Below are 26,511 nucleotides of genomic sequence, written 5' to 3' on the forward strand. Positions count from 1 at the left end.
GGAGGCGTCGCCCAGGTGGTAGGCTGAGCGCGGCCATGACAGACAGAGTCTCATCGACCGGACGCGCTGCGCTGCGAGAGTCGCTGCTCCAGTTCTCCGCTTTCGCCGACGCGCTCGAGTCCCGATCCATGCGCGAGGCCATCGATGCCTGCATCACCGTCCTGGACGCTCCAGGTCCGCTTGACAAGCGTGACCTCGCCCCATGGCTCAAGGTCGTCCACGAGCGCGCGGCCGATGTCTTTCGACGGGGTATCCGTCAGACCACGGGTGTGCTGCGCCAGCAGATGATGCACGGCCTGAAGCAGGCTGAAGAAGACGCTGTCTGGATGCAGCACGCCATCGACGCGCTCAGTCGAGACCGCGCGAACTGACATGCTGAGCTGAAACAGCGCTCGTCGCCCCCGCGCAGACAGCGGCTCGATGCGACAGGCCGAAGCGAGCCGGCCGGAGGCGGGAGCAGGCGGGCCGCGCACAGCGTGACACGACGCGCGCCGTCCGTGCTACGAGAGGGGACATGTTCGCCTCGGCGTTTCCGCTGCTGCTCCTCGGCTTCTCTCTCGGGATGCGCCACGCCACCGACGCGGACCATGTGATCGCGGTGGCGACCGTCGTGAGCCGGGTGCGGAGCCTCGGGACGGCGCTGCTGATCGGCGCGATGTGGGGCGTCGGCCACACGCTCACGCTGATGGTGATCGGCGGCGGCATCCTGCTCTTCGGGCTCGTGGTGCCGCCGCACGTCGGCCTGGCCATGGAGCTCTCGGTCGCCCTGATGCTGATCGGCCTCGGGGTGTACCACCTGGCGCGGCTCTACCGGGCGGTCCGGCGGGGCGAGCCGCCGGCGCCCGATGTCGCTCCGGTCAAGCACGCCGCGCAGGTTGCGCAGGTTGCGCCTGTCGCGCATGTTGCTCACCACGACGGCCACCGGCACGACCTCGGCTGGGCGGACCGCGTGTTCGGCGTTTCGCGCGTCTATGCGAGCCTCCGGCCGCTGCTCATCGGCGTGGTCCACGGCCTCGCGGGCTCGGCCGCGGTGGCGCTCCTCGTGCTCACCACGGTGCGCGACCCACGGTGGGGCATCGGCTACATCGCGCTGTTCGGCGTGGGCACGATCGCCGGGATGACGCTCATCACCGGGGTGCTCGCGCTGCCGTTCGCCTACGCGCGCGCTCGCACCAGCGGGATACACCACGCCTTCGGCGCCGTCGCCAGCCTCCTCAGCGTGGCATTCGGCCTGTTCCTGGCCTACGACATCAGCTTCGGTTCCGGGCTGTTCACCGCGGACCCGCGGTGGACGCCAGGCTGACGGCGCCCGGGCGGCGCGCGCTCGCGCGCGCCGAAGGAGCGACGCTCGGCGCTCACCGGCTCGCGGTCGACCAGGCGCGCTCGGCCTCGCGCGGCGACGCCGGCGCGAGGTGCGCGTCGATCTGGGTCATGAGCCAGTCGAGGAACTCGTCCTTCAGGATCGTCTGCGCCACGTGCAGATCGGTCCAGACGGGCGCGCGCGCGGCCGCCCGGTCGCTCGTCTGCACCACGACCGGGATCGTGCAGAACCTCGCGTCGTCGCGCATCGCGCGGATGAACTCCACCCCGTTCATGACGGGCATGTGGACGTCCACGATGGCCAGCGCCACGGGCTCGCGCGCGAGCAGCTCCAGGGCGTCGCGCCCGTTCTCGGCCTCGAGCACGCTGAAGCGCGGCTCGAGGATCAGCCGGTAGCACTCCCGGATGTCCGCGTCGTCGTCCACGACGAGGATGGTTACCCCCTCGATGGCGCCGAGCACGCGCTCGACGGCGGCGCGGAGCTCCCCCGCGGTGACGGGTTTGCGCACGTAGCCGGCGACCCCTCGCAAGATCGCCTCTGCCGGCTTGTTCACGACGGAGACGAGCATCACGGGCACCCGCTCGCGCGACTGCACAAGCCGGTTGAAGGCGAAGCCATCCATCTCGGGCATCAGGAAGTCCGCCAGGACGAGATCCGGCGTCCACGTCCGGAGGAGCTCCAGCGCCGCGCTCCCGCCGCGCACGGTCCGGACGTCGTACGCCGCGCCTTGCAGCGCCTCGGCCATCCACGCGAGCGTCCCCGAGTCATCGTCGACCAGCAAGAGCTTGGCCATGGCATCACTCCCCTTGCGCCCCGGCGCCACCCGACTCGCCGACACGCCGCAGCCGGAGCCAGAACCTCGCCCCACCTTCCGGCCGCGCCTCGTACCCGATCGCCCCGCCCCACCGCTCCACCGCGATCCGGGCGCCGTAGAGCCCGAGGCCGCTGCCCGCGCCAGGGTCGTGGCCGTGCGCGAATTTCTGGAACAGGCGCGGCGCGATGGCAGGGGAGACGCCAGGCCCATCGTCCTCCACCGTCACGCGAGCCCACCGGGGCTCATCGTGCACTGCGACGCGCACCGACCTGCGCGGAGGCGTGAACCGGAGCGCGTTCTCGACGAGGTTGGAGACCACGCGCGCGAGCCTGCGCTCCTCACCGACGACGGCGCACGGCCGCGCGCAGCCGATCTCCGGCGGCGCCTCCAGGCACACCCCCCGGCTGCGCGCCATGGGCAGGAGCGCCTCGACGACCCGAGCGACGGTGCCGCACACGTCGACCACCGCGGCGAGGTCGCCGCTGGAGGCGTCGGACGCCATGCCCTCGGCGGTGAACACGTCGAGGATCTCCCGGATCAGCTCGCGCTGCCGCAGGGCGGCCTTCAGCGCCACCGCGGCGAGCGCGCCGCTCTTCTCCGGCAGCGGCTGCTCTCCCAGCAGGGACAGCGCGCCGAGGAGGCTGTTCAGCGGGCCGGAGAGGTCGTGAACGATGCAGTGGACGAGGACATCCTTCCGCTCGACCTCGCGCGACAGCGCCTCGTGGACGAGGCGAAGCTCGCGCGCCCGCTGGAGGACGCGGCGGCGCTCCTGGAACAGCGCGTCGTTCCGGGTGATCACGAGCAGCCGCGACGAGCCGACGCGGAGCGCCGTCGCCTCGAGGTGAAGCGCCTCGTCGCCGATCATCTGCGTCCAGAAGTCGGATTGCACGCTCGGCGCGCCTTCCGCGGACCAGGCCCGCTCCGCCTCGGGGAGGAACACCTCCAGAAAGGGCAGCGCGCGATCGATCGGGAGCGGCGAGTCGCGCCACGGCGGCGCGAACCCGAGCCCTCGGAACCACGGCGGCGGCTCGCCGCGGATGACGAAGGTCCCGTCGTGCAAACGCTCGAGGACGAGCTTGTCCAGCGCCGCGAGGAGCCACGTGTCCACGTCCATCAACCCCGCAACGAAGGCGCTTCGCTCGCCAGCATGGCGCGCGCCAGCGCGTTGAACGCGCCTTCGACCCCGGCGCCGGTCTTGGCGCTCGTCCTCGTGATCCAGAGGCCCGCCCTCCTCAGCCTGGCCTCGGTGGCGTCGTCGATGTCCCACGCCGCGGTGAGATCGGCCTTGTTCAGGACGACGACGGCCGGGACCTCTCCGACGATCGTCCGCGCGGCGGTGTAGAGGCGGAGCCCGGTCTCCGCCGTGAGGCGCCGCGTGCCGTCGATGACGAGGAGCCAGCCCGCGGAGCCGCGCAGGTACGACGTCTGGACGGCCTGGAACTCGTCCTCTCCGCTCAGGTCCCAGAGGATGAGGTCGAGCTCGCGCTCATCGCACCTCACGCGCCGTGCCTCGATCGTCACGCCGATGGTCGTCCGGTAGGACTCGGAGAAGATGCTGCGCACGAAGCGGGCGACGAGGCTTGTCTTGCCGACCCCCGTCGCGCCCAGCACGCAGACCTTGCGTTTCTCCGCCATGACTCAGTCCTTGCTCTCCGCGTGCAGGTCCACAAGGAAGATCACGCTGCGCGCGCGGCGCTCGTCCGCGTCGGCGAGGCACTCGGCCCGCGCGGCTCCCCCGGCGCAGGACGGGGGCACGACCTCGCGCCGCGTTCCCCCGCCGCTCGCTCGCAGGCGATCGGCCGGGATCCCCCGCGCGACGAGCTCGGCCGCGACGTGCTCCGCGCGGGCCTGGCTGAGCGCTCGGTTCGACGCCTCCGATCCGACGGGATCCGCATAGCCGATCTCGCGGATCTCGGCGGTCATGCCGGCCTCGCGCGCGCGGGCGATCAGCCGCTCGACAGCGGCCGCGACCTCGTCGAGGCGCGCGGCCTGCTCGCCGGAGAGCCGCGCGGCGCCGCGGCGGAAGAGGAGCTCCATCGCCTCGAGGGATCGCGCCGCCGCGCGCGCGCGGTCGATCGACTCCTGCGCCGTCAGGCCCTCGCCGTCGAACCCCGAGACGCCAGGGAGCACCGCCGCCGACCAGCGCGCGCGCTCGATCCAGCGCTGGGGCGCGACCCCGCTGGCCGCGACGGCGCCGCCGCGCAGCGCCAGGGTGACCCCGGGCGGCGGCTCCAGAGCGCTCGCCACCCGGCGCTCGACGATCTGCGGGTGGAGCGAGTAGAAGGGCTCGAAGCGCAGGATGACCTCCTGGCGCAAAGGGCCGCCGCGCTCGAGCACGGCCCTCGGGTCCGCGGCGAGCGGATCGCGGAGGCCCGTGAAGACGACCTGGCCGGCGCGCCGCTCCGCCGCGGTGACCAGCAGGCCGGGCTCGCGCCGCAGCGCCTCGCCCCAGCCGTCGACGCGGCGCCGATCCTCCCGCGAGGCGCGCACCGAGAAGACGACCGCGGCCGCGACGACCGCGGCCAGCAGGGCGGCCGCCATCGACACGGCCCGAGCTCGGCGCGGGATCGGCTGGCGCTGCTGCTGGAGGCAGCGCGAGAGCAGCTCGCGGGCGCCCGAGAACGGCGTCCGATCGCCGCGGAAGCCGGCGAGCTCACCGCCGTACGAGAGGTGGACGCGCTCCAGCGTCTCGCACAGGACGAGCCCGTACGCGGGCGGCGCCACGCCGCGCACGATGGACACGAGGAGCGCCGACGGGCCGTGCTCGACCCACCCTGTCAGATCGCCCACGCGGAAGCGCTCCAGCCGCGCGTCGGTCCGGAACGCGTCGTGGGCGAACGCGTCGATGGCGGTGAGCATCGCCGTGACCTGGTCGGGATCCCTGTAGGGGATCTCGTCGGCGCTGAGGTGCTCGAGGACGAGCCCCGTCCCTCGGTGGACGAGGAAGAGCTGCTCGGTCCGGTAGACCATGGAGCGGAGCAGCACCACCTCCGCGAAGGGACGCCCCGTGCGGCGCGCCTCGACGCGCCAGCGCATGCTCCGCCAGGACAGGCCGAGGGCGGCCGCCTCGTTGAGGCGCTGGATCATCGCCCGGAGAGCGCAGCGCACGGCCTTGCGGATGGCCGGCCCCATGGCGGGGGAGATCGCGTCCGCGAACGACCCCGGGTCCTGGCGCACGCGCTCCTGGATCGCGCTCGAGATGAGCGGCTCCAGCGCCCACGAGAGCGCCTCACCCTTCTTGCGGCTCTCGATCACCGCCTCGGGCAGCGCCCCCGCGACCATCTCGACCATGGACTGGTCCAGCCGCTCCTCGATCCGCTGGATCCGGTGCTGCTCAGGGCCCACGAGCAGGGGGCGGAGGTCTTCGAGCGTCTTTCTCGGCGGAGGCGCCTCGCGGCGCGCTCTCGGCTCTCGCATCGTTCTTCTCCGGACCGCCGCGCCCGCTCCGCTGGGCGGAGCGGCGCGGCCGCCTCACGCTGCCTCGTCCGAGCGGCGCTCCGCCTTCTGGTAACGCTCCGACTCCGCGGCCGCCTCGCGCGCCGGCGCGTCCGGCGCGAGCGCTTCGGCGCCGTCGGCCCACGCGGCGGCCAGCTCGCGCTCGAGCATCGCGCTCAGCTCGCTCCGCGTACGCCGCGTCTCGTCGACGAACGCCTTGGACTGGTCGAGGATCTGCTGCCGGAGCTCGCGCTGCGTGCGCGCCACGAGCTCCTCCAGCCGCTGGACCCGCTGCGCGATCAGCTCGATCGCCTCCCGCGACTCGCGCGCGACGCTGCCGAGCGCGCCGTCGGCGGCCGCGCGCTGGGCCTCGATCGACGCGCCGAGCGCCTCGATCTCCCTGCGCATGTGCGCCTCCAGCATGTCCAGACGCCGCCACGCTTCACTCCGCAGCTCCTCCGCCTGGGCGGCGACCTGAGCGTCGGTGTGCGAGAGCCGGCGAGCGAACTCGCGGAACTGGGCGCCGCACAGGATGTCGCGCACCTGCTCCAGGCTGTTGGTGATCGCGGACTCTGCGTGTCCTGCGGTGGCTTCGTGCTCCGCCCGCCCGCTCGTCCTCATGGTCATGATCAAAGCCCCCTCTCCGTGCGTGCCGCGCGTGTCGGGCTCGGCGAGCCGAGCTCGCTCGTCATCGCGCTCCCGTATCGCTTCGTCGCGCTCGCGACGCCTCACCGAGCTCGCTCCCCCAGGTTTTCTCTTCCGTCTGGACACGATGCCCCTCGCTCATCACGTCACGCGATGCGCAACATGGGTCAGCACCCTGGGCGCGGGTAGCCCTCGGAAGGCCGCGGGGGCGGCCGCGGCTCGGCCGGGGAGCCGCTCGGCTGCTCCGAGGCGCCGCGCTGAACAGGAGCTCTCGGAGCCCGGTAAGATGCTGCCATGCGAAATCCGCGAACCTCCCTGGTGGCCGCGGCCTTCCTCGCGGCCTGCGGCGCTCCGGCCGGCGGCGCTCCTTCCGCGAGCGCTCCTTCCGCGAGCGCCGCCGCTTCGGGTTCCGGCTCGCCCCCGGCCGCCCCGCCGCCGCCGCCCCCGCAGGCCGCCGCCCCCGCAGCCGCGGCCTCCCCGGCGCCGGCGCCCTGCGGCGCGCTGGGCTGCCTCGCCTTCGATACGCCGGCCCAGGCCTTCGCCCACGTCCTGGAGAGCGGCCCGCGCGTGCTCGCGGTGGGCGAGGCGCACGCACAGCGAGGCGCGGAGGGCGTCCCCTCGACGACCCGACGCTTCACGGAGCTCTTCCTGCCGGCGCTCGCCGGCCGCGCCTCCGATCTGATCATCGAGCTCTGGGCCGTGGACCCGCGCTGCAAGAAGGAGCAGGTCGCGCGGGTCGAGGCGGAGCAGCGGACGGTCACGCAAGGACAGGCGGCGCAGAACCAGAACGAGTTCCTCGCGCTCGGCCACGCGGCGAAGCGGCTCGGCATCCGGCCCCACCAGCTCACGCCCTCCTGCCAGGACTACGACGCCATCGTGCGCGCGGGGCCGGACGCGGTGACGGCCATGCTCGAGAGGATCGCGCGCCTGACGGCCGCCGAGGCGAAGGCGCTGCTCGGCCGCGAGGACGCCGCGGGAAAGATGGTGATCGCCTACGGCGGGGCGCTGCACAACGACGTCGCCCCGCGCCCTGGGCGCGAGCGCTGGAGCTTCGGACCGGAGCTCTCCGCGATCACCGCCGGGAAGTACGTGGAGCTCGATCTCATCGTCCGCGAGTTCATCAAGGAGTCGGAGTCCTGGCGGGCGCTGCCGTGGTATCCCCATTTCGACAGGGAGGAGCACCCAGACAAGGCGGTGCTCTTCAACCCCGCGCCGGGCTCGTACACGCTCATCTTCCCGCGCTCGTCCTGAGCCGGCACCGCCGCGCCGAGCGCCGCGCGCGCCGCGCGGCGGCTTCAGGGCAGGATGGTGAACGTGACCGGCGCGCCCGTGAAGGGACCGCCGCCCTGCACGATGCGGTTGTTCTCGAACAGCGCGCTGGTCACGCTGACCGTGATCGGCGCACCGGCAGCGCGGAGCTTGTCCCAGGCCGCCGCGTCCGGCGTGTAGCTCAGCTTGGTCGTGAACACCCGGAGCAGCAGCTCGCGCTCCGCCGTCGTGAAGACCAGGAAGTAAGCGCGCCCGTTGATGGGCGTCCCGTGAGCCCAGGCGGCGCGCGCCGGCCCAAGGAGCGCCCCGAGCTCCGCGACGATCGACGCCCCCGGCGCGGCGAGCTCCCGCGCCCCCGGCGCCGCGGCAGCCGCCAGCCGCAGCTCCGGCGCGGCCCGAGGCGCCGTCCGCTGCGCCGCGCCCGCGACGTGGAAGGTCAGCTCCGGCGCGGCGTCGCCGGGGAGCATCGCGCCGTCCTCGGGCGCGTCGAACACCGTGCCCTGCGAGGGCTCGTCCTTCGGCTCCACGGCGAGCAGCGCCTCCAGGGCCTCGTCGGTCGCGCCGCCCTCGAAGATGACGTCGGCCAGGCTCGGGTCGGTCGACGTCCCGCTCGACGTGTGGTCGTGGCTGTGACCACACGCCCCGGTGTACATCGCGGCCGACGCGAGCGCCGCCAGCGCGGGCACGAGGAGCGCCCGGCTCAGGAAAGGCCTTCGGCTCACGGCGCCTCCGCCCAGGGATCCGCGAAGCGCGGGTCCTTCAGAAACTCGTCGTCCGTCAGGGTTTGCAAGAAGGCGATCACGTCCGCTCTCTCCTCTTCTGTGAGATCGAACCCGCTGATGAGCTCGCTCTTGAACTTGTTCTCGTTGCCCACACCGGCGTTGGGGAGGCCAGCCTCGATCGTGCGCCCTCCGGCGGCGTAGTGGTCGAGCACCCCCTCGAGCGTCTCGATGCTGCCGTCATGCATGTACGGCGCCGTGACGGCGATGTTCCGCAGCGTGGGCGCGCGGAACCGGCCCATGTCCGCCTCTTTGTGGGAGATCTCGTAGACTCCCCCGTTGCCCTCCGGGTAAGCGCCGTTCCCGTCGATGTTGTAGAGCCCCGTGTTGTGGAACATCACCTCCGTGAAGGTGGTGCCATCGTGCTCCACCGAGTCCGACAGGTTGAAGCCGCCGTGGCAATGGAAGCACTCCAGCTTCTCGGAGAAGAAGAGATCCATCCCCCGCAGCGCCGCGTCGGACATCCCGGAGGGGTCGCCGCCATAACGGTAACGGTCGTAGGGCGCGCGGTAGGAGAGCAGCGACCGCTCGAACGCGGCGATCGCCTTCGTGATGTTCGCGAGGCGGATGGGCTCGTCGTCGCCAGGGAACGCCTCGGGAAAGAGGTCCTGGTACAGCGGCTCGCCCTGGAGCCGCTCCAGGAGCTCGTCCTCCATGCCGGCGAGCCCGAGCTCGACCGGCGTCTCGCCGAACATGGGGAGGAGCGCTTGCTCCTCGAGCGCTTCGATGAGCGGATTCGCCCAGGTCAGCGTCGTGAGGTAAGCGACGTTGGCCAGGCTCATCGAGCTGCGCGAGTGCAGCTGGCCGGTCGAGCCCTCGGCGTTCGCGAGGTGGTCGGTGAACGCGAGCTCCTGGCGATGGCACGAGCCGCACGAGTACGTGCCGTTGCCGGACAGGCGCACGTCGTAGAACAGCCGCCTGCCGAGCTCGACCTTCACCGACGACATCGGGTTGTCCTCGGGGACCTTGGGCACCGGAAAGCCCGTCGGCAGCCCCCACGCATAGGCGCCCGCGCCGCCTCCCCCATCGCCACCGCCGCCCTGGCCGCCGGCGCCCTCCCCCGTCGATCCGCCTGGGCCTTGCGGCCCATCGTCGTCACCGCAGGCACAGCAGAGGGCCGCGAGCGCGGCGAGGGCAGAGGAGATCGCCGAGCGGCGGAGGGCGGTCATCGAAGCGAACATCGCCATGGCGCCTAGTCTATCCTGAAGAACGACTGCTGATCGGGGCGCGGTGAGCCGTCGGCGCTGTCGATGCCGAGATGGGTGAAGAGCGGCAGACACTCGGAATCCGACGGATCCGACATACAGCCGGGGATGTCGTCGGCGCTCGCCGACAGGTCGCTGTCCGCGACGAGCGCCGCATAGTCGACGAGCACCTTCGTCGTCAGCGGGTCGATGCCCTCGAAGACGATCTCGGCGACATTGGGGCGATCGCAGGCGGCCACCCCGCCGTCCGCGCCGGGCATGCAGCCAGTGCTCCCGATGTGCACGAGGAACGGCGTGTCGTCCGCCGTGGAGACGCTGTCGAGGCGCAGGAACTTGTACCCGTCGTTCCAGCTCCAGAACAGCCCCGTCAGGTTGAGCGGCGACGGCGCGCTCGACGCGTCGCCGTGGTTCAGGTCGAACGGGACGCCCAGCTTGAACGACAGCCCGTCGTAGTCCCCGGCCGGGACCGTCCCGCGCACCACGCCGTTCGTCTCCTCCGTCCCGTTGGCGCAGGTGCCCGATCGGTCCTCGAAATCGAGGAGCACGACGTCCTGGTACTGCCACAGCTCGTCCTGTTCGAGCGAGAGCGGCACCTCCTCGCCGTCCGCGCGGCGCAGGCGCACGTCGTGGATGTAGAGGCGGAAATCGTTCAGCCCCACGTCCGTCGAGGCGCTGCCGACAGCGTACGTCTCGCTGCAGGAGAACACCTCGTCGCGGACGCGGCCTTCGAACTGCAGCGCGACAGCGATCGCCTCAGCCCCGCCGCTCCCCCCGCCGCCACCGACGCCCGTCGAGGTCGACGCGCCGTCGATAGGGTTCACCCCCTCATCGTCGCCGCACGCCATGAGCGCGAGCACCGCCCCGACCAGCGGGAACCAGAGCCGTGATGCACGAAGACCGGATTCCATGAGCGTCCTCCCGAGGAACGATGCGCGCCACGATAGGCCGCGTCGCCCCTCGCCCGAATGCGACATGTTGTCGCTATCGCGATCCGCCCGAGAGCGCGAGTCGATCCAGCGTCGAAAGAGGGCTCGCGGACGGCCCCGGAGCAGCCTTCGGCGGCCAGCAGACAGCGACGCCGCCGACGACCGCACGACCGCACGACCGCGCTCGCCGCCTGCGACGTCGACCAAACCGCCGGCGCGCCCGCCGAGCGAGCGTGCGCGTCCGCATGATAACACGAACTGATAAAATCGTGCTACTGGCCAGCCCACCTGTGATCCGCTCCCTGAGCACGGCGTTCCCGCTGCTTCTTGTCATCGCGTCCGTCGCGCCTGCGCGCGCCGGCGACGGTGCCGCACCTGCACGTGCCGGCGACGGCGCCGCGCCTCCCCCCGCAGCCGGGGCGACAACGTCGGCGGGCGGCGATGCCTCGGGCGGCGCCGGCGCAGCGGCGCCCGCCTCCGGCGCGGCGGGCGCCGCTGCGCCCGCGTCCGACGCCGCGCCCATCACGGTCGTGGTGCAGGGCGCGGCGCCGCCGCGCAGCGCCTCCGAGTCGGTGCGCGGGCAGGCCGAGATCCGGGCGGCGCCCCACCGGACGGCGAGCGACGTGCTGCAGCTCGTGCCGGGCGTGTTCACCTCCCAGCACAGCGGCGAGTGCAAGGCGCACCAGATCTTCTTCCGCGGCTTCGACGCGGTCCATGGGCAGGACCTCGAGATCTGGGTCGCGGGCGCGCCGGTCAACGAGGTCTCCAACGTCCACGGCCAGGGCTATACCGACCTCCATTTCGTGATGCCGGAGGTGATCGGCGAGCTCCGCGCGCAGCCGGGATCGTACGACCCGCGCCAGGGCGACTTCGCGGTCGCCGGGACGATGCGCTTCGATCTCGCCTACGGCGAGCCGGGGATCACCGCCACCGCCTCCGCGGGCTCGTTCGGCGCGCGCCGGCTCTTCCTCGCTTACCACCCCGAGAACGCGGACGACGCCACGTTCGCGGCCTTCGAGGCGTACGGGACCGACGGCTTCGGGCCCGCCCGCGCCGCCGGCCGGGCCTCGCTCGTCGCGCAGGCCGTCTACCGGCCGCTCGCCGGCGTCTCCGCGCGGGTGATGGCGTCGGCGTTCGCCTCCCGCTGCGGCTCCGCCGGCGTCCTGCGCCTCTGCGACATCGAGTCGGGCAAGGTCGACCGCTTCGCCTCGTACGATCCCGATCAGGGCGGTGACTCGTCGCGCGCGCAGCTCGTCGTCGATCTGCGCGGCTCGGGCGACGGCGCCGCCCGCGGGGAGGGCCTCTCGCTCACGCCGTTCGTCGTGCTGCGCGCGCTCCGGCTGCGCTCGAACTTCACCGGCTACCTGGCGGACCCTACGAACGGCGACGCCACCCAGCAGCTCAACGAGGCGATCACGGCGGGCGCCACCGCGTCGTACCGGCTCACCTTCCCGCTGCTCTCCGACCGCGACACGTTCGAGGCGGGCGTCGTCGCGCGCACCGACTGGATCGAGCAGTCGCAGCGGCGCCTCGCGGCCGTCGACGACAGGCCGACCGCCACGCTCGTCGACGCGAAGATCCGCGCGACCGACATCGCCGGCTACCTCGACGCGTCGATCCGGCCGGCGCGGCGGATCACGCTGCGCGGCGGGCTGCGCGCCGACGGCCTCGCGTACCAGGTCGTCGACAATGTCGGCCAGGGGGCGCAGGCGCGCAGCGCGCAGGGCGTCCACGTAGGCGGCAAGGGCACGGTCGACGTGGCGCTGTTCCCCGGGCTCCGCGCGCTCGCCAGCGTGGGCCAGGGGTTCCGCTCGCCCCAGGCGCGCAGCCTCGGCGACGGCGAGCGGACCCCCTTCACGCGGGTGCTCTCCGCCGAGGCCGGGCTCCGCTACGCCGACGAGCTCGTGCGGGCGTCGGCGGCGCTGTTCCACACGCGCCTCAGCGAGGATCTCGTCTTCGACGAGGCGACCGCCCGCAACGAGCCCGTGCCCGCCACGGCCCGCACCGGCGTGGCCCTCGACGCGGTGGCGCACCCGGCGCCGTGGCTCGTGTCGAGCGTCGGCCTGACGTACACCCGGGCCGCCTTCACCGCCTCCGGCGGGCGCTACGCGGCGGGCGATCTCCTCCCCTTCGTGCCCCAGGTCGTCGCCCGCGCCGATCTCGCGGTGACGCCGCGCCTCGGCGCGCTCTTCGGCAGGCGCCTCGAGGCCCGCGCCGGCGCTGGCGTGACGCTGCTCCACGGCCGCCCCCTGCCGTATGGAGAGGTCGGCCACGACGCGCTCGTCACCGACGTGACGGCGCACATCCGCTACCACCGCATCGAGTTCGGGCTCGACGTCTACAACCTCCTCGACGCGGCGTGGTTCGACGGCGAGTTCGTCTACCCCTCGAGCTTCACCCGCGGCGCGGCGCCCGACCTGCTCCCCGCGCGGCACGTGACGGTCGGCGCCCCGCGCAGCTTCCTCGCTTCGCTCTCCCTCTACATCGGCTGAGGACCTCGATGACATCCACCACCGCACAGCCCCTGTCCCGCCGGCGCGCCGCCCTCGCCGCGGCGCTCGCCGCGAGCGCGCTCGCCGCCGGGTGCGGCGCCGGAGGCGACGACGCGACCTCCGGCAAGCGCCTGACGCTCGCGACGCAGATCGCGCCCGACGCGGCGTCGGTCGCGCCGTTCACGAACGCGCTCGGCTGGACCATCACGCTGTCGAAGGCGCACCTGGCGATCGGGTCGCTCCACTACTTCGAGGGCGCCCCGTTCACGGCGCGGCGGCCCTCGCCTGGAGGCGCCCCCTCGCTGCTGGAGCGGCTCGCCCGGTGGGCCGTGCCCGAGGCGCACGCGCACCCGGGCCACTACCAGGCCGGCGAGGCGAGGGGCCAGATGACGCAGCCGACGTCGGTCGACCTGCTGCTGGGGACGACGGCGCTCGCGGACGCGGACGCCGTGAGCGGCGTCGCGCGATCCGCGCGCTTCACGTTCGGCGCGCCGCCCTCGGGCCCGCTCGCCGCGGCGCTCGACGGGCACGTCGTCGCCGTCGAGGGCCGCGCCGAGAAGGGGGAGCTCGCGCGGGTGTTCCGCGCGCGCGCGCTGGTCGCCGACGTCCTCGACGACGCGACCGGCGAGCCGTCGGTGGAGGGGTGCGTGTTCGAGGAGGTCTTCCTCGACGGGCCCGGCGTCGTCACGCTCGTCGTGAAGCCGGCGGTCTGGCTCGATCAGGTCGACTTCGAGGCCGTCGCCGCGAGCGACGACGGCGCGCCGGTCGACCTCGAGCCCGAGAGCCAGGCCCAGCGCGGCTTCACGCGGGGCCTCAAGAAGGGGACGGCCTACGCGCTCTCGTTCGCGCCCGGCTCCCCGGAGGAGAAGGAATGACGATGAGGACCACGAAAGGACTGTGGGTGGCGGCGGCGCTCGCTGCGGCGGCGCTCGCCGGCTGCGGCGAAGGCGAGCTTGGGGCCGGGAGCGTGGCGTTCTCGACGTGGGGAGAGGACTACATCGAGCAGGAGATCCCGGCCGCCGATCTCGCGGACGGCTGGAGCATCCAGTACGAGAAGTTCCTGTTCGTCGTCCGGAACGTCACCATCGCCGATCGCGAGGGGAACGTCGGAGCGCGCATGCAGGGCTCGATCCTGTTCGACCACACGAAGGCCGGCGCGAAGCCGGTGGTGACCTTCGACGACCTCGAGGCGAAACCCTGGGAGGCCGTCTCCTACGAGATCGGCCCGGTGGACGCGGACACCGCGCTCGAGGGCGCGACGGAGGAGGACAAGGCGCTCATGCTCGCGGCGGGAGCGTCCGTGCACATCGAGGCGATCGCGCGGAAGAGCGACGGCGGCGGCGAGGTCGAGAAGCGCCTCGACTGGACCTTCTCGCTCGCGACGCGCTACGCCGACTGCAAGGGCGACAAGGCCGGCAAGGAGACCGAGGGCGTCCTCGTCACGAACGGCGGCACCGACGACGTGGAGCTCACCATCCACGGCGATCACTTCTTCTACGACGACCTCCAGGCCGCGACCGCCGCGCGCCGGTTCGCGCCCATCGCCGCCGCGGACGCCGACGACGACGGGGCCGTCACCCTGGAGGAGCTCGCCGCGGTGCGCCTCGTCGAGATCGAGGAGGGCACCTACGGGACGGGCAGCGCCGGAGACATCAATGATCTCGGGGCGTTCGTCGCGGCGCTCTCGCGCACGATCGGGCACTACCGCGGCGAGGGCGAGTGCGTCTCCGTCGACCCGTGACGGGGCCGGCCGCGGGCTCGCCCGCGGCGATCACTCGATCCCGACCGCCGTCGTGACGTCCTGGAGCTCGCCCCCGTCGAACGCCGGGACCCGCGCGGAGCCGAGCAGCATCTGCACGCAGCTCCCGGCCGGGGTCATCGCGACCTGCGGCTCGATCGCGATGCGCTGCACGGCGCCCGCGGGGTGGAAGAACACCCGCGCCGTCACCGCCTTCGGCCCCGCCTTGCCCTTGCAGTGGATCCGCGCGGTCGCGCCCTTCGCTTGCAGCGCCGCGTGGGCCGCGCCGCGATCGAACGGCCTCGCCGCGCTCGGCTGCGCCGCCGCGACCGCCGTCGCCGCCGGCGCGGTGCCTTCGCGCGTGGGGCGCGGGGACCTCGGCGCGGGCGCCGGCGCCGGAGCGTCGCGAGGGCCAGGCGACGGCCGCCGCTCGCCCGCGCCGCTCGTGTCGTTCGCGTCGCCCGCCAGCGCCGGCGAGCGCGCGTCACCGCCGCGGCCCGGGCTGACCACCGTCGGGTGCGCCGGGACCGGCAGGCGCTGCACCTGGCGGACGTCGCTCTGCGCGCGGCCGGCGTAAAAGGCGATCGCCGCCATCGCGAAGCCGCCGGCCAGGCCGCACGCGAGGAGCAGCGGCCCCCGCCGCGCGGGCCTGGGAGGGGCCTCCGGCGGCGCGCTGCTCGCCAGGACGGGCGCGGGCGTCACCGGGGGGCGCGCGCTGACGGGCGACGACGATGCGCCCGCGCCGGCGGGCGACGACGGCGCGCGCCGCGCGTCCGAGGCCATCTCGGTCGGTCCGGTCATCGACAGGCCCGAGGCGGGCCCCGCCGAGGTGAGCGCCGCCGCGGCGCTGAACGGCGCCACCGAGATCGCGCCGCCGGCGGCGCGCACGCTGCGCGGGTCGAGCGGATCGACGAAGAGCGCCGGGCCGAGCGCGTCGAAGGCCTCCTGCGCCGTCTGGAAGCGCTGCGACGGCTCCCGCGCGACGCAGCGCGCGAACCAGGCGTCGAACGGGTGCACGATACAGCCGGCGCGCCCGAGCGCGGTCGCGCGCACCGACGCCGGGTCGATCGGCTCGAAGAGGATCTCGCGGAGCAGCACCGGCATCGCGGTGCCCATCGGGTCGTTCGCGGCGCGCCAGTACATGCGCCCGGTGAGCAAGGCGAACGCGATCAGCCCGAGCGCCCACACGTCGGTCGCCGGCGAGATCTGCCCGCGCGGGTCGGACTGCTCGGGCGCCATCCAGAGGGGCGTTCCGAGCGACGCGGTCGCCATCGTGCTCGCCTCCGCTGCGATCTTCGCGATGCCGAAGTCGAGGACCTTGACCGACCAGCGCGCCGTCGCGCTCTGCGTCTTCGCGAGGAACACGTTCTGCGGCTTCATGTCCCGGTGGACCACGCCCGCCCGGTGGGCGGCGCCGAGCGCGTGGCAGACCTGCCGGAAGATCTCGTGCACGTCCTGCGCCGAGAGCAGCCCGCTGCGCCTCATCCGCTGCGAGAGGTCCTCCCCCTCGAGCAGCTCCATCGCGAGCCAGGGCACGCCGCTGGCCGCGTCCACGCCGGCGCCGATCACCTGCACGACGTGATCGCTCTCCACCAGCGCGCCGACGCGCGCCTCCTGCTCGAAGCGCTCACGCAGCCGGGCGTCCGCGCAGAGCTGCGGGTGCATGAGCTTGAGGGCCCGCAGCTTGCCAGTGCTCGCCTGCTCGGCGATGTACACGGCGCCCATGCCCCCGGCGCTGAGGGGCCGAACGATCCGGAACTCTCCGAAGAGCATCCCGACCGCCGGCTGGAACGGCGCGACCATGGCGGGCGATGCTAGCATGGTGGCCGTCGTGGGGGTGTCGGGGCTCACGTGCGCGCGCGGCACGCGGCACGCCTCGCTGCCTCGTCAGGCGTGCGCGCCGTCGGCGCTGCCCGCGCTGCGCGCCCGCGGCGGGAGCGACGCGACGAGGCGCTCGATCCCGATCCGGCCCGCGACGAGCGCGCCCGTCGCCGCGGCGCGGAGCGCGTCGCCCGCCGGCTGGGCTCTGCCGGCGAAGTGCCGGACGCCGAAGCGCAGGAACGACGGCTCGCCGAGGAGGTAACGCTCGACGCGCTCCCGCGGCGCGCCGTAGAAGGCGCGCATCACCCGGCGCCGGAAGCGCAGGTCGAGGCCCAGCAGCGATCGCTCGACGCGCCGGCCCCAGTCGTGGAACCCGAGATCGCGGGCGTCGAGCTTCTCGGCGAGGTACTCGCCCGCGAGGGCCCCGTACGCGATCGCCTGGGCGATCCCCTCGCCCAGCATCGGATCGATGCCCGCGGCCTCGCCGACGAGCAGGGCGGTGGGCCGCGCGATCACGGCCCGCCGGTCGAGGCCTCGCTCGGCGAAGCGCTTTCGCCGGTAGCGGTCCGGGTCGAGGCCGAGCGCCTCGAGCCTGCTCCGGAGCACGCGCTCGGCGTCGGGCGCGGGGCGCGCCGCGCCGAGCGCGCCCTCGTGCAGCACGTAGGCCCCCCGGCAGACGAGCTCGCGCCCGTCGACGATCGTGGGGAAGTCCCACAGATAGCCGGCGAACGAGCGGTCCCGCATCTCGAAGTGCAGGAGGTCGCGCGCCCGGTCCCCCGCGACGGGCTCGGTGTCGACCTCGACGGCCTGCGCGCGCAGCCTGCCGAACGGCAGCCCCATCGCGCGGCGAACGACGCTGCCGACGCCGTCCGCGCCGACGACGACGCGGCCGTCGAACGCCCCGGCCGAGCTCTCGACGCGGGCGCCGTCCTCGCTCAGCGCGGCGCCGGTCACCCGCGCCCCCTCCACGATCCGGACGCCCCGCGCCCGCGCGGCGAGCGCGAGCGCGCGATCGAACTCGGCGCGCCGGACGACGCGGCCGATGTTGCCCTCGCGGAGCGCGACCTCGCCGGCCTGGAAGGCCGCGCTGATGCCGTGCACCACGACCGAGGGCACGTCGATCGTCACCCCGATCGACGAGAGCGCCCTGTCCGCTCGCTCGCCGAGGCCGCCTGCGCAGGACTTGTCCCGCGGGTAGCGCTCCTTTTCGAGCACCACGATCCGGTCGGCGAGGGCCGGGCGATGGTGGGCGAGGAAGAGCGCCGTGCTCACGCCCGCCGGCCCGCCTCCGACGATCACGACTTCATGCGCCGCCATGCGGGGGCCGCTCTAGCACGGCGCCCCCGTCGGCGGGCTCGCCGGACGCTCACCGCCGCTCGTACAGGGGCACCAGCGTCCGGTAGGGGAAGAGGTACAGGCTCTTGCCCGCGAGGTCCGGGTGGCTCGCGGCCAGCTCGCGGACCTCGTTCAGGACCGCATAACGCTCCTGCAGGGGAAGCGCCGAGATGTAGCTGATCGACGCGACGCGCTCGAGGAGCCCATCGAGGTCGAGCTCCTGCGTATGGGTGAACTCGTGCTCTCCGAGCGGCGCGAAGAGGCGGGAGTCGGAGAACGTCCGGCGCCAGGCGCCGAACCTGTGTATCGGAGCATCCCGGCCGTGGCGGTCGAGGATGTGGGAGATGCGGGCGACCCAGTCGACGCGCTCGTCGCGCAGGTTGAAGAGCAGGGAGAGGCGCCCTCTCGGCCGGAGCACGCGGTGGATCTCGGCGAGCGCGAGATCACCGTGAAACCAGTGGAACGACTGCGCGGCGACCGCGGCGTCGACCGATGTCTCGGGCAAGGGGATGGCCTCAGCGACCCCATCGAGCGGGATGGCGGACGGGACCATCTGGCCCAGCTTGCGGCGCATCCCCTCGACCGGCTCGAGCGCGAGCAGCCGCGCGCCCGTGGGCACCAGGAGGCGCGTGAGCTTGCCGGTGCCGGCGCCGAGATCGAGCACCGTGCTCGTCGCGTCGATGCGGAGCGTGTCGCGCAGGAGCTCGATCGCGCCGCGCGGGTAGTCCGGGCGCCCCTTCTCGTAAGCATCCGCTGCAGTCGCGTAGCCCTGTGCAGCGAGGCGATGGAGAGTCATGGCCTGCATCCGCTCCGAGTTAAGGAGGATCTCGCGCAGCGCCGGAGGGACCACCCACCCCGACGGCCCGTCGAGAGAGGCTACGCAACCGGGAGCCGCGTTGGAAGCGGGTTGTCGCTCAAAATGCGCATCACGTTCTCTCGAAGCACCTTGGCGATCACACGCTCGCTCAAGCCAGCTCGCAGCAGCGCATCCGTCAAGAGCGGAAGATGGGCCGCATCACGCAGCTCACGAGTGGGAATGATGAAACCGTCCCAATCGGATCCGAGCGCTGGCGTGTCCTCGCCGGCAACGTTGATGATGTGCACGAGGTGCTTGACGACGGGCGCGAGCCCGTTTCCGCCGAGATAGAGCGGACAGAAGATGATCCCGGCGCACCCGCCGCGATCGGCGAGCGCGCGGAGCTGATCGTCATCGATGTTGCGCCAGTGATCGAACGCGCCGGCGATACCCGTGTGGCTGACCATGGGTGGGCGGCGAGCGAGCGCGCATGCGTCGAGGAAGCCTGCCCGGTTGATGTGCGCGAGATCGACGATGACGCCGAGGTCCTCGGCGAGGCGCACGACGTCGCGGCCGAAGGCGGTGAGGCCTTCACCATCCCTGCGGCCGCTGCCGTAGGCGGGATAACACGCCTCGTTGGCGCTGAAGTGGCAGAGCCCGAGGTAGCGCACGCCGCGCCGCGCGAAGCGAGCGAGGGTGTCGAGGTCGCCTTCGAGCGCGTGCGCCCCCTCGACGCCGAGCAGCGCCGCGACGGCGCCGCGGGCCTTCGCCGCCTCGATGTCCTCGGCCGTGAGCGCCTTCACGAGGCGGCCGGGCCGCGCGCGGACGGCCTGCTCCAGCAGATCGATCTGCTCCTCGACGACGGCGGCGAGCCCGCGCCGCTGCCCGATGGGCAGCGAGACCAGCCCGAAGAACTGCGCGCCGACGCCGCCCTCGCGGAGCCGCGGGACGTCGACGTGCCCGCCGAGGGCCGCGAGCGGCAGCGGCGGCTCGTGCCGCTCCTGCAGATCGTAACCGACCCAGCGCGCCCACATGAGGCTGTCGGCGTGGAGATCGATGGCGGGGTACTGCGCGTGCAGGGCGCGGGCTTCGGGTGTTCCGTGCATGGAGGGAAGGCTAGTCGACCCGAGGCGGCCGGTCGCGCGCCGGGCGACGAGGGCTCAGGGGCTCGCCAGCTTGAGGCCGAGGATGGACACAACGAGCAGCGCGAGGAAGCCGAGCCTCGCGGCCGTGGCGGGCTCGCCGAACAGGAGGATGCCCGCGATCGCCGCCCCGAACGCGCCGATGCCGACCCAGACGGCGTACGCCGTGCCGATGGGCAAGGTCCGCGAGGCGATCTCGAGGAGCGCGATGCTCGTGATGATCGCGCCGACCGTGAGCGCCGTTGGCAACGGGCGCGTGAAGCCGTGTGTGTATTTGAGACCGATAGCCCAGCAGACCTCGAGCAGACCTGCCAGGAGCAACGCCAGCCAGGACATGACGACTCTCCTCGTGATGCGGCTGCGTCGTCTTATCCTGACCGGGTACGGCGCGTCTCGTCCGGGGCGCTCTGTCTGAAGGAGCGCCGCGGGGAACCTAGCAGCGGCGACGGCCTGCGCAACAGGCAGCCAGCCGGCGCCGCGCCGCGTCGCGAGGCCGCGCCGTCGCCGCCGCTCCCGCTCCGCTGCGCGGGGCGCCGCGGTATGGGTGGACCACGCCGCGGCCCCTCGATCGCGCTCTCCTGGAGCTCGCTACTCGATCTACTCCTCGATTTGCTCCTCGATTCCCCCCTCGTCCGGGAGCATCGAGAAGCTGCCCCCCGCCTGGCGGATCAGCGCGGCGGCGAGCTCGTTGATGTACTCCTCGATCGCGGTGTATCCGGACGGCATCACCTTGGTGTGGTCGCTCGCGTTCGATGAGCTGAGGCCGTGCGCCCTCTCCCACGCGTCCGCCATGCCGTCGCGGTCGGCGTCCGCGGGGGCCGTCCCCGGGCTGAGCCCGTCCATCAGGTTGCTCACGTAGCGGGCGCCCCACGAGCCGTCGCGGCGCTCCATGTTCTTGAAGACGCCCTTCGTCACCACGTCGCGCGGCAGCGAGCCCGCCTGCGCGACGACGAGCCGAGCCGCGTCCTGCGCGCGTTGCGTCGTCACCGGGATGTACCCCGGGACATCCCGCGTGAAATTGAACTGCGTCGCCGAGCGGTACGACTCGGCCTTGTTGAGCTTGCTGAAGCTCGGGTGGAGGTACGGCTGCTTCCAGGGGTTCTCGACGGTGCCCGTGAACTTCCCGGGATCGTCGATGTAGTTGTCGCCGAGGAAGTACTTGAGCCCCGCGCCGGCGCTGCCGTCGAAGTAGAACGGGATCAGCTGATCGCTCGGCCCCTTGATGTAGGTGTTGCCCACGATGTTGAACTGACCGCTCGCCCGGTTGTGGTGCACGAAGCCGTGCCTCACGTTGTAGGCCACGTTGTTGCGGATGTCGGCCGGGCCGTTCGCGACCGCGGGGCAACGCGCCTTGTGATGGGCGAACAGGTTGTGGTGGAGCGTGATCCGGTGGCCATCAGGGCCGTTGATGAGACCGTAATTATGCATCCCCTCTGGATGCCCCGTGGTCGCCGACGATTCGATGGTGGACCACTGGACCGTGACGTCATCTGCCTCATAGAGGTCCACGGTCTCGTCGACGCCCCAGGCGATCGACATGTGATCGAGCATCACCTTCGAGTTCCGCGAGATCTGCGTCGCGTCGAACTGCTCTCCGGCCGAGCCGTCGTGCACGGGCCGGACTCGCAAGAACCGTGCAATGATGTTGTTGACCGCGGTGGAGTACCTGGCGGTCAAGCGACCGCGGATGGTGATGCCCGCGCCGGGCGCCGTCTGGCCCGCGATCGTCACGTCGCCGTTCCGGATGACGACATCCCCTTCGATCACGCCGCTCACGTCGAAGACGATGATACGAGGCCCGCTCGCGTCGAGGGCCGCCTGGAGGCTCCCTGACCCGCTCGTGCGCAGGTTGGTGACCTTGATGACGCGCCCGCCGCGCCCGCCGGTCGCGACGGCGCCAAAGCCCTCTGCCCCCGGAAACGACGGGAGCGCGCTGGCTGGAGCCGATATCGCCGTGAGCGCAGAGACCGCGGCGACCGCGCAACCGAAGCGGCGGAGCCCCTGTGCGCCGATGGAAGAGCAAGTAGGAAGGAATGCCATGTGTCTCGTTCCCCTTTCGTACGTATCAGGCGCCGAACAAGACCGGATCGAACAAGGAAGCCCAGGGTGGGCGCGGCGCTGGGCGCGACGATGTGCCCTGATGAAGCAGGGCGACGCGGCGCAGCGACGCGATGGGCCCGCCCTCGGCTGCCTGGCGCAGGAGGTCTTGAGCGGCGCTCTTAACCGCAAGCCGTACTGTGATGACCCTACAGGACTCGATTCACCGATGGCAATCATCAATTGCCAATCTGTGCGACAGGGCACATCAAAATCGATCTGAAAATTCCATATCGCCAGATGAAGCGATGCTGGTTATCCTGCACGAGCAGCGCACGAGCGGGCTCATGACATCGCGAGACGCGCTCGCCCGCCGGGCGCGCCGAGGAGGGGAATCGTTCGACGCTCGCCCATCGGCGTCGAGGTCGAGCGCGATGCGCTCCCTGAGGTGCAGAGATCCCACGTGAAGAGCCGAACGAACGAGACACCGAGGCGCCGGCGATTGACCGGCTCGAACCCCGGCCTCACGTCTCTTTCACGTCTCTTTCACGTCTCCCTTGGCGCGCTGACCGTCTCTCGATCCGGCCTTCTTGCTCCGGCGCCGGGTCGACTATGCCAGACGCAACTCACGGATCCTGCGCTGAAGCGCCCGCTTGGAGACCATGAGGCGCTCCACCATCGCGTCGATGTGTCCACCGCACTCCGCGTAGCAGCGGGCCACCTCGTCCGGCGCGAGATGGCTCGCCTGGCGGACCTGCGGGCAGCTCTCCACGAGCGCATAGAGCGACGTCCGCGAGACCCCGAGCTGCTCGGCGGCGGCCTTGAAATCCCACCGGCTCCGGCGGAGCGCGTCGATCAGCTCCTCTTCCCGCACGTCGGAGGGCTTGCGCCAGCCCGAACCCGAGCTCGCCCGCGCCGCCGTGGCGCTCTCCGGCCGCGCCGATCTCGCCGCAGCCGCGCGATCGCCGTCGGCGTGGCTCCGCTGCTCCGGGGCTGCCCGCTGGAGCAGGTGATCGAGCGCCGGCGCCCCCTCCAGGCGCGCCGCGCCCTGGCTCCCCACGACCAGCTGCCGCGCCACGTTCCGGAGCTGACGGATGTTCCCCGGCCAGTCGTACCGCGCGAGCCGGGCCACCACGGACGCCGGCAACCACGGGGCGCCGTCGGGCCGCGGCGCGTCGAGCCGATGCGCATCACCCGAGGCCGCCAGCTCCTCGCGCAGGAAGTGGAGGAGCAGGCGCCCGAGATCGTCTCGGCGATCGCGGAGCGGAGGGAGCGAGATCTCGTAACCGGCCAGGCGGTGGAGCAGCGGAGCGCGAAAAGCCCCCTCGGCCACCTTGGCCTCCAGATCGGCGTCCGTGGCGGTGATCAGCCGAATGCGCGTCTTCTTCGGGTGCTGGGCGCCCACCGCCTGGATCTCGCCCGTCTCGAGGGCCCTGAGGAGCATCGCCTGCACGTCGGGCGGCGCTTCGCCGATCTCGTCGAGGAACAGCGTCCCTCCCTCGGCCGACCCGAAGTAACCGGGACGGCCGCGCAGGGCGCCGGTATACGATCCGCGCTCGGCGCCGAAGAGCTCCGCGGCCGCCAGCAACGGAGGGATCGCCGCCATGTTGACGGCCACGAAGGGCTGATTGCGCCGGCTGCCGGCCTGGTGGATCGCCCTCGCGGCGAGCTCCTTTCCCGTGCCCGTCTCGCCGCGGAGGAGCACCGCAGCTCCGAGGTCGGCGACGCGGCGGATATGCCACCGCGTCCGCTCCAGAAGGTCGCTATCGCCAACCAGGCCGAGGCGCTCCCCCGGCTCGCGCGGGGACGGATCGACCATGTGGAGCAGAAGGACGACGCGACTGGCGAGCTCGATAACGACCCCCCGCGTCACCTCGCCGAGCGAGAAATCGCGGCTCCCCTCCAGCGGGGCGCCGTCGACCGCGACGTGAGAGCCGCGCTCCGCCGCGTCCAGCCGGATCCGGTCGTCGGGCAGCGCGATGATGCGCAGGGGTTTGCGGCTCAGGTGGGTATCCCCGAGCGGCGCATCGCCGATCGCACCCGGTGGACCGAAGTACGGCTCCATGCGCGACAGCGCGACCGCATCGCGAAGCGCGAGGTCTGCGAGGACGGCGCGCTCACCGATGCGCTCGAGACGAGGATGGTAGAGGATGGACAGGGACGGAGCGAGGCGTGGGCATGCCCGCCGTGAGGGGCTCGTGTCGGGGTGCAGCGTCGTCGCGTTCGCGATCGTGGTGAGCCCTGTTCGCTCGGTCACCATGGGGTGGGAGGATACGCGCCCACCGAAAAGACTTGCAAGCTCAGCGGAGCCGGCGTTCGGTCCCTCCACGCGCCTCCACGCAATGCGCGACGCGCACATTCGAGCACACCGAGGCGCTTTGGCGCCGTCGTCGCCTGGGCGCGGACACCGTAACGCCAGTTGACACGATGTGCGCTCACGCGTAGTAGTTTTCCTTTGTGAAGGGCCAAACGGTCGGCGGGAGATACGCGCTCCGGCGTGAGATCGGCCGCGGCGGCATGGGCATCGTCTGGGAGGCCTTCGATCAGATGCTCCGCCGGCCGGTGGCGCTGAAGCGGATGATGCCCGAGAACGTCGTCTCCTTCGACGCAAGGCGCAGCTTCGAGCAGGAGGCGACGACCGTCGCCCGTCTCCGTAACGAGCACATCGTCCAAGTCCACGACTACGGAATCGATGAGGGTTCTCCCTATATCGTCATGGAGCTGCTCGAGGGCGAAGACCTCGAGAGCCGGCTCCGCCGCACGCGCCAGCTCCCGGCGGCGGCCGTGCTGTCATTGCTCCGGCAGCTCAGCTCGGGCCTCGAGGCAGCGAGCGCTGCAGGCATTGTCCACTGTGATCTCAAGCCCGCGAACATCTTCCTCGCCCGGGGTGCGTCCGGCGAGTCCGTGAAGATCCTCGATTTCGGGGTGGGGTGGCGGCTGTTCGATGCGCGTGACTGGAGCGGTACGCGCATCGGAACCCCCGCGTACATGAGCCCGGAGCAGGTCCGCGGCGCCGTTCCCCACCCCCTGGCCGACCTCTGGTCGCTCGGCGTCATCGCGTACCGCGCGCTCACTGGCCACTTTCCGTTCTCGACAGACAACCTGCCAGGGCTCATCGTCAGCATCTGCACCGATCCGTTCCCGCCGCCCTCGTCGCTCGACGCCGCCTTGCTCCCCGGGTTCGATCGATTCTTCGAGCGCGCCCTGGCAAAGGACCGGACCCGGAGATTCCAGTCGTCCCGCGAGCTCATCACGGCGTTCGCCGCGGTGTGCGACGCGGGGAGCAAGCCCGCCAAGATCCTCATCGTCGATGACGAGCCCGACATGCAGCTCCTGCTGAAGATGCATTTTCGGCAGAACAAGAAGGGCTCCGCCTACGAGCTCATCTTCGCCGACAACGGCCAGCACGCCCTCGAGGAGCTCCGGCGACACCCGGACATCGATGTCGTCGTCACCGACATCAACATGCCCGTCATGGACGGGCTCACCCTGCTCGAGCACATCCCTGAGGTGAACCCGCTCGCGAGGACGGTGATCGTGTCCGCGTACGGCGACATGACCAACATCCGTCGCGCCATGAACCGGGGGGCGTTCGACTTCCTCTTCAAGCCGCTCGATTTCGTCGACCTCGAGACCACGCTGGAGAAGTCCCTCCGCTCCGCGGAGCAGCAGCGACAGAAAGCCCAGGCGAACGAGGAGAACGACATCCTGCGGAAGTTCACGAACTCGGCCCTGGTGGAGCGGCTCCGGGCGCTCGGGCCCGCGGGCGCAGCCGCGAGCGAGGCGCTGGAGGCGACCGTCGCGTTCGTCGATGTCTTCCGGTTCACCCGAGTGGCGCAAGAGAGGCCGCCCGCCGAGGCCACGCGGCTGCTCAACGCCAACTTCGAGGTGATCGTCCCGGAGCTCCTGGCGCAGGGAGGCATCGTGGACAAATTCGTGGGAGACGCCGTCATGGCGGTGTTCCACGGGCCGGAGCACCTCGACCGGGCGCTCTCGGCGTGTGTCGCCGTACGCGAGCAGCTCGAGACGGTCGCCCGGCGTACGGGGAACGATTCGCCTTACGCTCACGGGGTATGCGCGGGCGTCTCGACCGGCAGCGTCCTGGCGGCGGAGGTCGGCTCGCACGCGTGCGCCCGGCTCGGCTACACGGTGCTCGGGGAGGCCGTGAACGCCGCCTCCCACCTCGCGCGCGCAGCGCTGTCCGGGGAGATCCTCGTCGACGAGGCGGTCTGCCGGGCCGCCCGGCAGGAGTTCAAGTTCGAGAGCGCCGGCGCGCGGAGCATCTGGCCCAGGGCCGAATCGACGACCGTCTACAGGGTGGCGGGGCGCGACGTGGCGCGGCCGCTGCTCGAGGGGGAGCAGACGATCCAGATCTCCCTGGAGCCCAGGCCGGCGTAGGCGCCGCGCCGACATCATCTCGGCCGGCAGGGCGCCGCACGGCGCCGACATGTCCGCCGGCACGGCACCGGCACGGCGCCGAGACCTCGGCCGGCACGGCCGCCGACACGTCGGCCGACACGTCGGCCGACAGTTTGCCGCACGCGCTCGACGGAACGCCCGCGGCCGCCGTCCCATCCCGGTCTGGAAACGCGCGCATCCCCTCATGTCGGCCGTGCGGCGGACATGCACGCACGGCTGGTACGCGCCGTGCACTTCCTATTCGCAGACGGTTCGGTTCCATCCCGAACCTCTCTTGACCGGATCGAGCGGCTCGGAGCAGGCGGCTCTTTCCAGCGAGCGACGGCCCCGGAGAGCT

22 protein-coding genes and 1 riboswitch are annotated in these 26,511 nt (G+C 72.2%); of the genes, 6 read left to right on the top strand and 16 right to left on the bottom strand.

The window, feature by feature from the left end:
- Positions 1 to 50 precede the first annotated feature (50 nt).
- Positions 51 to 374, bottom strand: coding sequence for a hypothetical protein (locus tag WMF46_RS31110; RefSeq protein ID WP_437980526.1), 324 nt, complete (start codon positions 372 to 374; stop codon positions 51 to 53).
- Positions 375 to 514: 140 nt separating this feature from the next.
- Between WMF46_RS31110 and WMF46_RS31115 the strand changes: the two genes are divergently transcribed.
- Positions 515 to 1,303, top strand: coding sequence for a high-affinity nickel-transport family protein (locus tag WMF46_RS31115; protein ID WP_437980527.1), 789 nt, complete (start codon positions 515 to 517; stop codon positions 1,301 to 1,303).
- A 52-nt stretch (positions 1,304 to 1,355) separates the two neighbouring features.
- Here the strand turns inward: WMF46_RS31115 and WMF46_RS31120 are convergent, their stop codons facing one another.
- From WMF46_RS31120 to WMF46_RS31140, 5 genes are read right to left on the bottom strand one after another with little or no spacing between them, the layout of a single operon-like run.
- A complete protein-coding gene (locus tag WMF46_RS31120; RefSeq protein WP_437980528.1) occupies positions 1,356 to 2,114 on the bottom strand; it encodes a response regulator in 759 nt (252 codons plus the stop codon).
- A gap of 4 nt (positions 2,115 to 2,118) precedes the next feature.
- Positions 2,119 to 3,249, bottom strand: coding sequence for a sensor histidine kinase (locus WMF46_RS31125; RefSeq protein WP_437980529.1), 1,131 nt, complete (start codon positions 3,247 to 3,249; stop codon positions 2,119 to 2,121).
- Complete coding sequence (locus WMF46_RS31130; protein WP_437980530.1) at positions 3,249 to 3,770, bottom strand: Rab family GTPase; 522 nt, start codon at positions 3,768 to 3,770, stop codon at positions 3,249 to 3,251. Before WMF46_RS31130 ends, WMF46_RS31125 begins: the two co-directional genes overlap by 1 nt.
- Positions 3,771 to 3,773: 3 nt before the next feature.
- On the bottom strand, positions 3,774 to 5,552 hold the full coding sequence (locus WMF46_RS31135; protein ID WP_437980531.1) for an OmpA family protein: 1,779 nt from the start codon (positions 5,550 to 5,552) through the stop codon (positions 3,774 to 3,776).
- 54 nt (positions 5,553 to 5,606) lie between these two features.
- On the bottom strand, positions 5,607 to 6,197 hold the full coding sequence (locus WMF46_RS31140; RefSeq protein WP_437980532.1) for a hypothetical protein: 591 nt from the start codon (positions 6,195 to 6,197) through the stop codon (positions 5,607 to 5,609).
- 312 nt (positions 6,198 to 6,509) lie between these two features.
- On the opposite strand from WMF46_RS31140, the gene WMF46_RS31145 reads away from it, so the two are divergent.
- Positions 6,510 to 7,466 (top strand): hypothetical protein, encoded by a 957-nt coding sequence (locus WMF46_RS31145; RefSeq protein WP_437980533.1) that lies wholly within the window; start codon positions 6,510 to 6,512, stop codon positions 7,464 to 7,466.
- Between the two features lie 44 nt (positions 7,467 to 7,510).
- Here the strand turns inward: WMF46_RS31145 and WMF46_RS31150 are convergent, their stop codons facing one another.
- The 3 genes from WMF46_RS31150 to WMF46_RS31160 are packed head-to-tail and all read right to left on the bottom strand — an operon-like array spanning position 7,511 to position 10,376.
- Positions 7,511 to 8,206 (bottom strand): hypothetical protein, encoded by a 696-nt coding sequence (locus WMF46_RS31150; protein ID WP_437980534.1) that lies wholly within the window; start codon positions 8,204 to 8,206, stop codon positions 7,511 to 7,513.
- A complete protein-coding gene (locus WMF46_RS31155) occupies positions 8,203 to 9,450 on the bottom strand; it encodes an MbnH family di-heme enzyme (protein ID WP_437980535.1) in 1,248 nt (415 codons plus the stop codon). The genes WMF46_RS31150 and WMF46_RS31155 overlap by 4 nt, the downstream gene beginning before the upstream one ends.
- A 5-nt stretch (positions 9,451 to 9,455) precedes the next feature.
- Positions 9,456 to 10,376 (bottom strand): MbnP family copper-binding protein, encoded by a 921-nt coding sequence (locus tag WMF46_RS31160; RefSeq protein ID WP_437980536.1) that lies wholly within the window; start codon positions 10,374 to 10,376, stop codon positions 9,456 to 9,458.
- 287 nt (positions 10,377 to 10,663) lie between these two features.
- Here WMF46_RS31160 and WMF46_RS31165 point away from each other — a divergent pair, with 287 nt between their 5' ends.
- From WMF46_RS31165 to WMF46_RS31175, 3 genes are read left to right on the top strand one after another with little or no spacing between them, the layout of a single operon-like run.
- Positions 10,664 to 12,886, top strand: coding sequence for a TonB-dependent receptor (locus WMF46_RS31165; protein WP_437980537.1), 2,223 nt, complete (start codon positions 10,664 to 10,666; stop codon positions 12,884 to 12,886).
- An 8-nt stretch (positions 12,887 to 12,894) separates the two neighbouring features.
- Positions 12,895 to 13,761, top strand: coding sequence for a hypothetical protein (locus WMF46_RS31170; protein WP_437980538.1), 867 nt, complete (start codon positions 12,895 to 12,897; stop codon positions 13,759 to 13,761).
- A gap of 2 nt (positions 13,762 to 13,763) precedes the next feature.
- On the top strand, positions 13,764 to 14,627 hold the full coding sequence (locus tag WMF46_RS31175; protein WP_437980539.1) for a hypothetical protein: 864 nt from the start codon (positions 13,764 to 13,766) through the stop codon (positions 14,625 to 14,627).
- Positions 14,628 to 14,657: 30 nt separating this feature from the next.
- Here WMF46_RS31175 and WMF46_RS31180 read toward each other — a convergent pair whose 3' ends face one another.
- The 7 genes from WMF46_RS31180 to WMF46_RS31210 form a co-directional block, all read right to left on the bottom strand.
- On the bottom strand, positions 14,658 to 16,427 hold the full coding sequence (locus WMF46_RS31180; RefSeq protein WP_437980540.1) for a serine/threonine-protein kinase: 1,770 nt from the start codon (positions 16,425 to 16,427) through the stop codon (positions 14,658 to 14,660).
- A gap of 84 nt (positions 16,428 to 16,511) precedes the next feature.
- Positions 16,512 to 17,762, bottom strand: a complete 1,251-nt coding sequence (locus tag WMF46_RS31185; protein ID WP_437980541.1) for an NAD(P)/FAD-dependent oxidoreductase — start codon at positions 17,760 to 17,762, stop codon at positions 16,512 to 16,514.
- A 49-nt stretch (positions 17,763 to 17,811) separates the two neighbouring features.
- Positions 17,812 to 18,576 carry a class I SAM-dependent methyltransferase gene (locus tag WMF46_RS31190; protein WP_437980542.1) on the bottom strand — a complete coding sequence of 255 codons (765 nt, stop codon included), beginning with the start codon at positions 18,574 to 18,576 and terminating at the stop codon, positions 17,812 to 17,814.
- An 80-nt stretch (positions 18,577 to 18,656) separates the two neighbouring features.
- The gene (locus tag WMF46_RS31195; RefSeq protein WP_437980543.1) at positions 18,657 to 19,682 is read right to left on the bottom strand and encodes a dipeptidase; all 1,026 of its coding nucleotides are present in this window, start codon (positions 19,680 to 19,682) and stop codon (positions 18,657 to 18,659) included.
- A gap of 54 nt (positions 19,683 to 19,736) precedes the next feature.
- Positions 19,737 to 20,054, bottom strand: a complete 318-nt coding sequence (gene sugE, locus WMF46_RS31200) for a quaternary ammonium compound efflux SMR transporter SugE (RefSeq protein WP_012238459.1) — start codon at positions 20,052 to 20,054, stop codon at positions 19,737 to 19,739.
- 21 nt (positions 20,055 to 20,075) lie between these two features.
- Positions 20,076 to 20,144, bottom strand: a riboswitch (guanidine-III (ykkC-III) riboswitch).
- Positions 20,145 to 20,315: 171 nt separating this feature from the next.
- Positions 20,316 to 21,758: a pectate lyase family protein gene (locus WMF46_RS31205; protein ID WP_437980544.1), complete on the bottom strand. Its 1,443-nt coding sequence runs from the start codon at positions 21,756 to 21,758 to the stop codon at positions 20,316 to 20,318.
- A gap of 607 nt (positions 21,759 to 22,365) precedes the next feature.
- Positions 22,366 to 24,015, bottom strand: coding sequence for a sigma 54-interacting transcriptional regulator (locus WMF46_RS31210; RefSeq protein ID WP_437980545.1), 1,650 nt, complete (start codon positions 24,013 to 24,015; stop codon positions 22,366 to 22,368).
- 197 nt (positions 24,016 to 24,212) lie between these two features.
- Here WMF46_RS31210 and WMF46_RS31215 point away from each other — a divergent pair, with 197 nt between their 5' ends.
- A complete protein-coding gene (locus tag WMF46_RS31215) occupies positions 24,213 to 26,153 on the top strand; it encodes a protein kinase domain-containing protein (RefSeq protein WP_437980546.1) in 1,941 nt (646 codons plus the stop codon).
- Positions 26,154 to 26,511 lie beyond the last annotated feature (358 nt).

Origin of the sequence: Sorangium sp. So ce117, from assembly GCF_051524395.1 — a bacterium.
GTDB classification, from domain to species: domain Bacteria; phylum Myxococcota_A; class Polyangia; order Polyangiales; family Polyangiaceae; genus Sorangium; species Sorangium cellulosum_B.

Bases quoted from the DNA above. Each gene is read 5' to 3' on its own strand.
- WMF46_RS31110 (WP_437980526.1), bottom strand. From the start codon at position 374: ATGTCAGTTCGCGCGGTCTCGACTGAGCGCGTCGATGGCGTGCTGCAT.
- WMF46_RS31115 (WP_437980527.1), top strand. From the start codon at position 515: ATGTTCGCCTCGGCGTTTCCGCTGCTGCTCCTCGGCTTCTCTCTCGGG.
- WMF46_RS31120 (WP_437980528.1), bottom strand. From the start codon at position 2,114: ATGGCCAAGCTCTTGCTGGTCGACGATGACTCGGGGACGCTCGCGTGG.
- WMF46_RS31125 (WP_437980529.1), bottom strand. From the start codon at position 3,249: ATGGACGTGGACACGTGGCTCCTCGCGGCGCTGGACAAGCTCGTCCTC.
- WMF46_RS31130 (WP_437980530.1), bottom strand. From the start codon at position 3,770: ATGGCGGAGAAACGCAAGGTCTGCGTGCTGGGCGCGACGGGGGTCGGC.
- WMF46_RS31135 (WP_437980531.1), bottom strand. From the start codon at position 5,552: ATGCGAGAGCCGAGAGCGCGCCGCGAGGCGCCTCCGCCGAGAAAGACG.
- WMF46_RS31140 (WP_437980532.1), bottom strand. From the start codon at position 6,197: ATGACCATGAGGACGAGCGGGCGGGCGGAGCACGAAGCCACCGCAGGA.
- WMF46_RS31145 (WP_437980533.1), top strand. From the start codon at position 6,510: ATGCGAAATCCGCGAACCTCCCTGGTGGCCGCGGCCTTCCTCGCGGCC.
- WMF46_RS31155 (WP_437980535.1), bottom strand. From the start codon at position 9,450: ATGGCGATGTTCGCTTCGATGACCGCCCTCCGCCGCTCGGCGATCTCC.
- WMF46_RS31160 (WP_437980536.1), bottom strand. From the start codon at position 10,376: ATGGAATCCGGTCTTCGTGCATCACGGCTCTGGTTCCCGCTGGTCGGG.
- WMF46_RS31170 (WP_437980538.1), top strand. From the start codon at position 12,895: ATGACATCCACCACCGCACAGCCCCTGTCCCGCCGGCGCGCCGCCCTC.
- WMF46_RS31175 (WP_437980539.1), top strand. From the start codon at position 13,764: ATGAGGACCACGAAAGGACTGTGGGTGGCGGCGGCGCTCGCTGCGGCG.
- WMF46_RS31180 (WP_437980540.1), bottom strand. From the start codon at position 16,427: ATGGTCGCGCCGTTCCAGCCGGCGGTCGGGATGCTCTTCGGAGAGTTC.
- WMF46_RS31185 (WP_437980541.1), bottom strand. From the start codon at position 17,762: ATGGCGGCGCATGAAGTCGTGATCGTCGGAGGCGGGCCGGCGGGCGTG.
- WMF46_RS31190 (WP_437980542.1), bottom strand. From the start codon at position 18,576: ATGACTCTCCATCGCCTCGCTGCACAGGGCTACGCGACTGCAGCGGAT.
- WMF46_RS31195 (WP_437980543.1), bottom strand. From the start codon at position 19,682: ATGCACGGAACACCCGAAGCCCGCGCCCTGCACGCGCAGTACCCCGCC.
- sugE (WP_012238459.1), bottom strand. From the start codon at position 20,054: ATGTCCTGGCTGGCGTTGCTCCTGGCAGGTCTGCTCGAGGTCTGCTGG.
- WMF46_RS31205 (WP_437980544.1), bottom strand. From the start codon at position 21,758: ATGGCATTCCTTCCTACTTGCTCTTCCATCGGCGCACAGGGGCTCCGC.
- WMF46_RS31210 (WP_437980545.1), bottom strand. From the start codon at position 24,015: ATGGTGACCGAGCGAACAGGGCTCACCACGATCGCGAACGCGACGACG.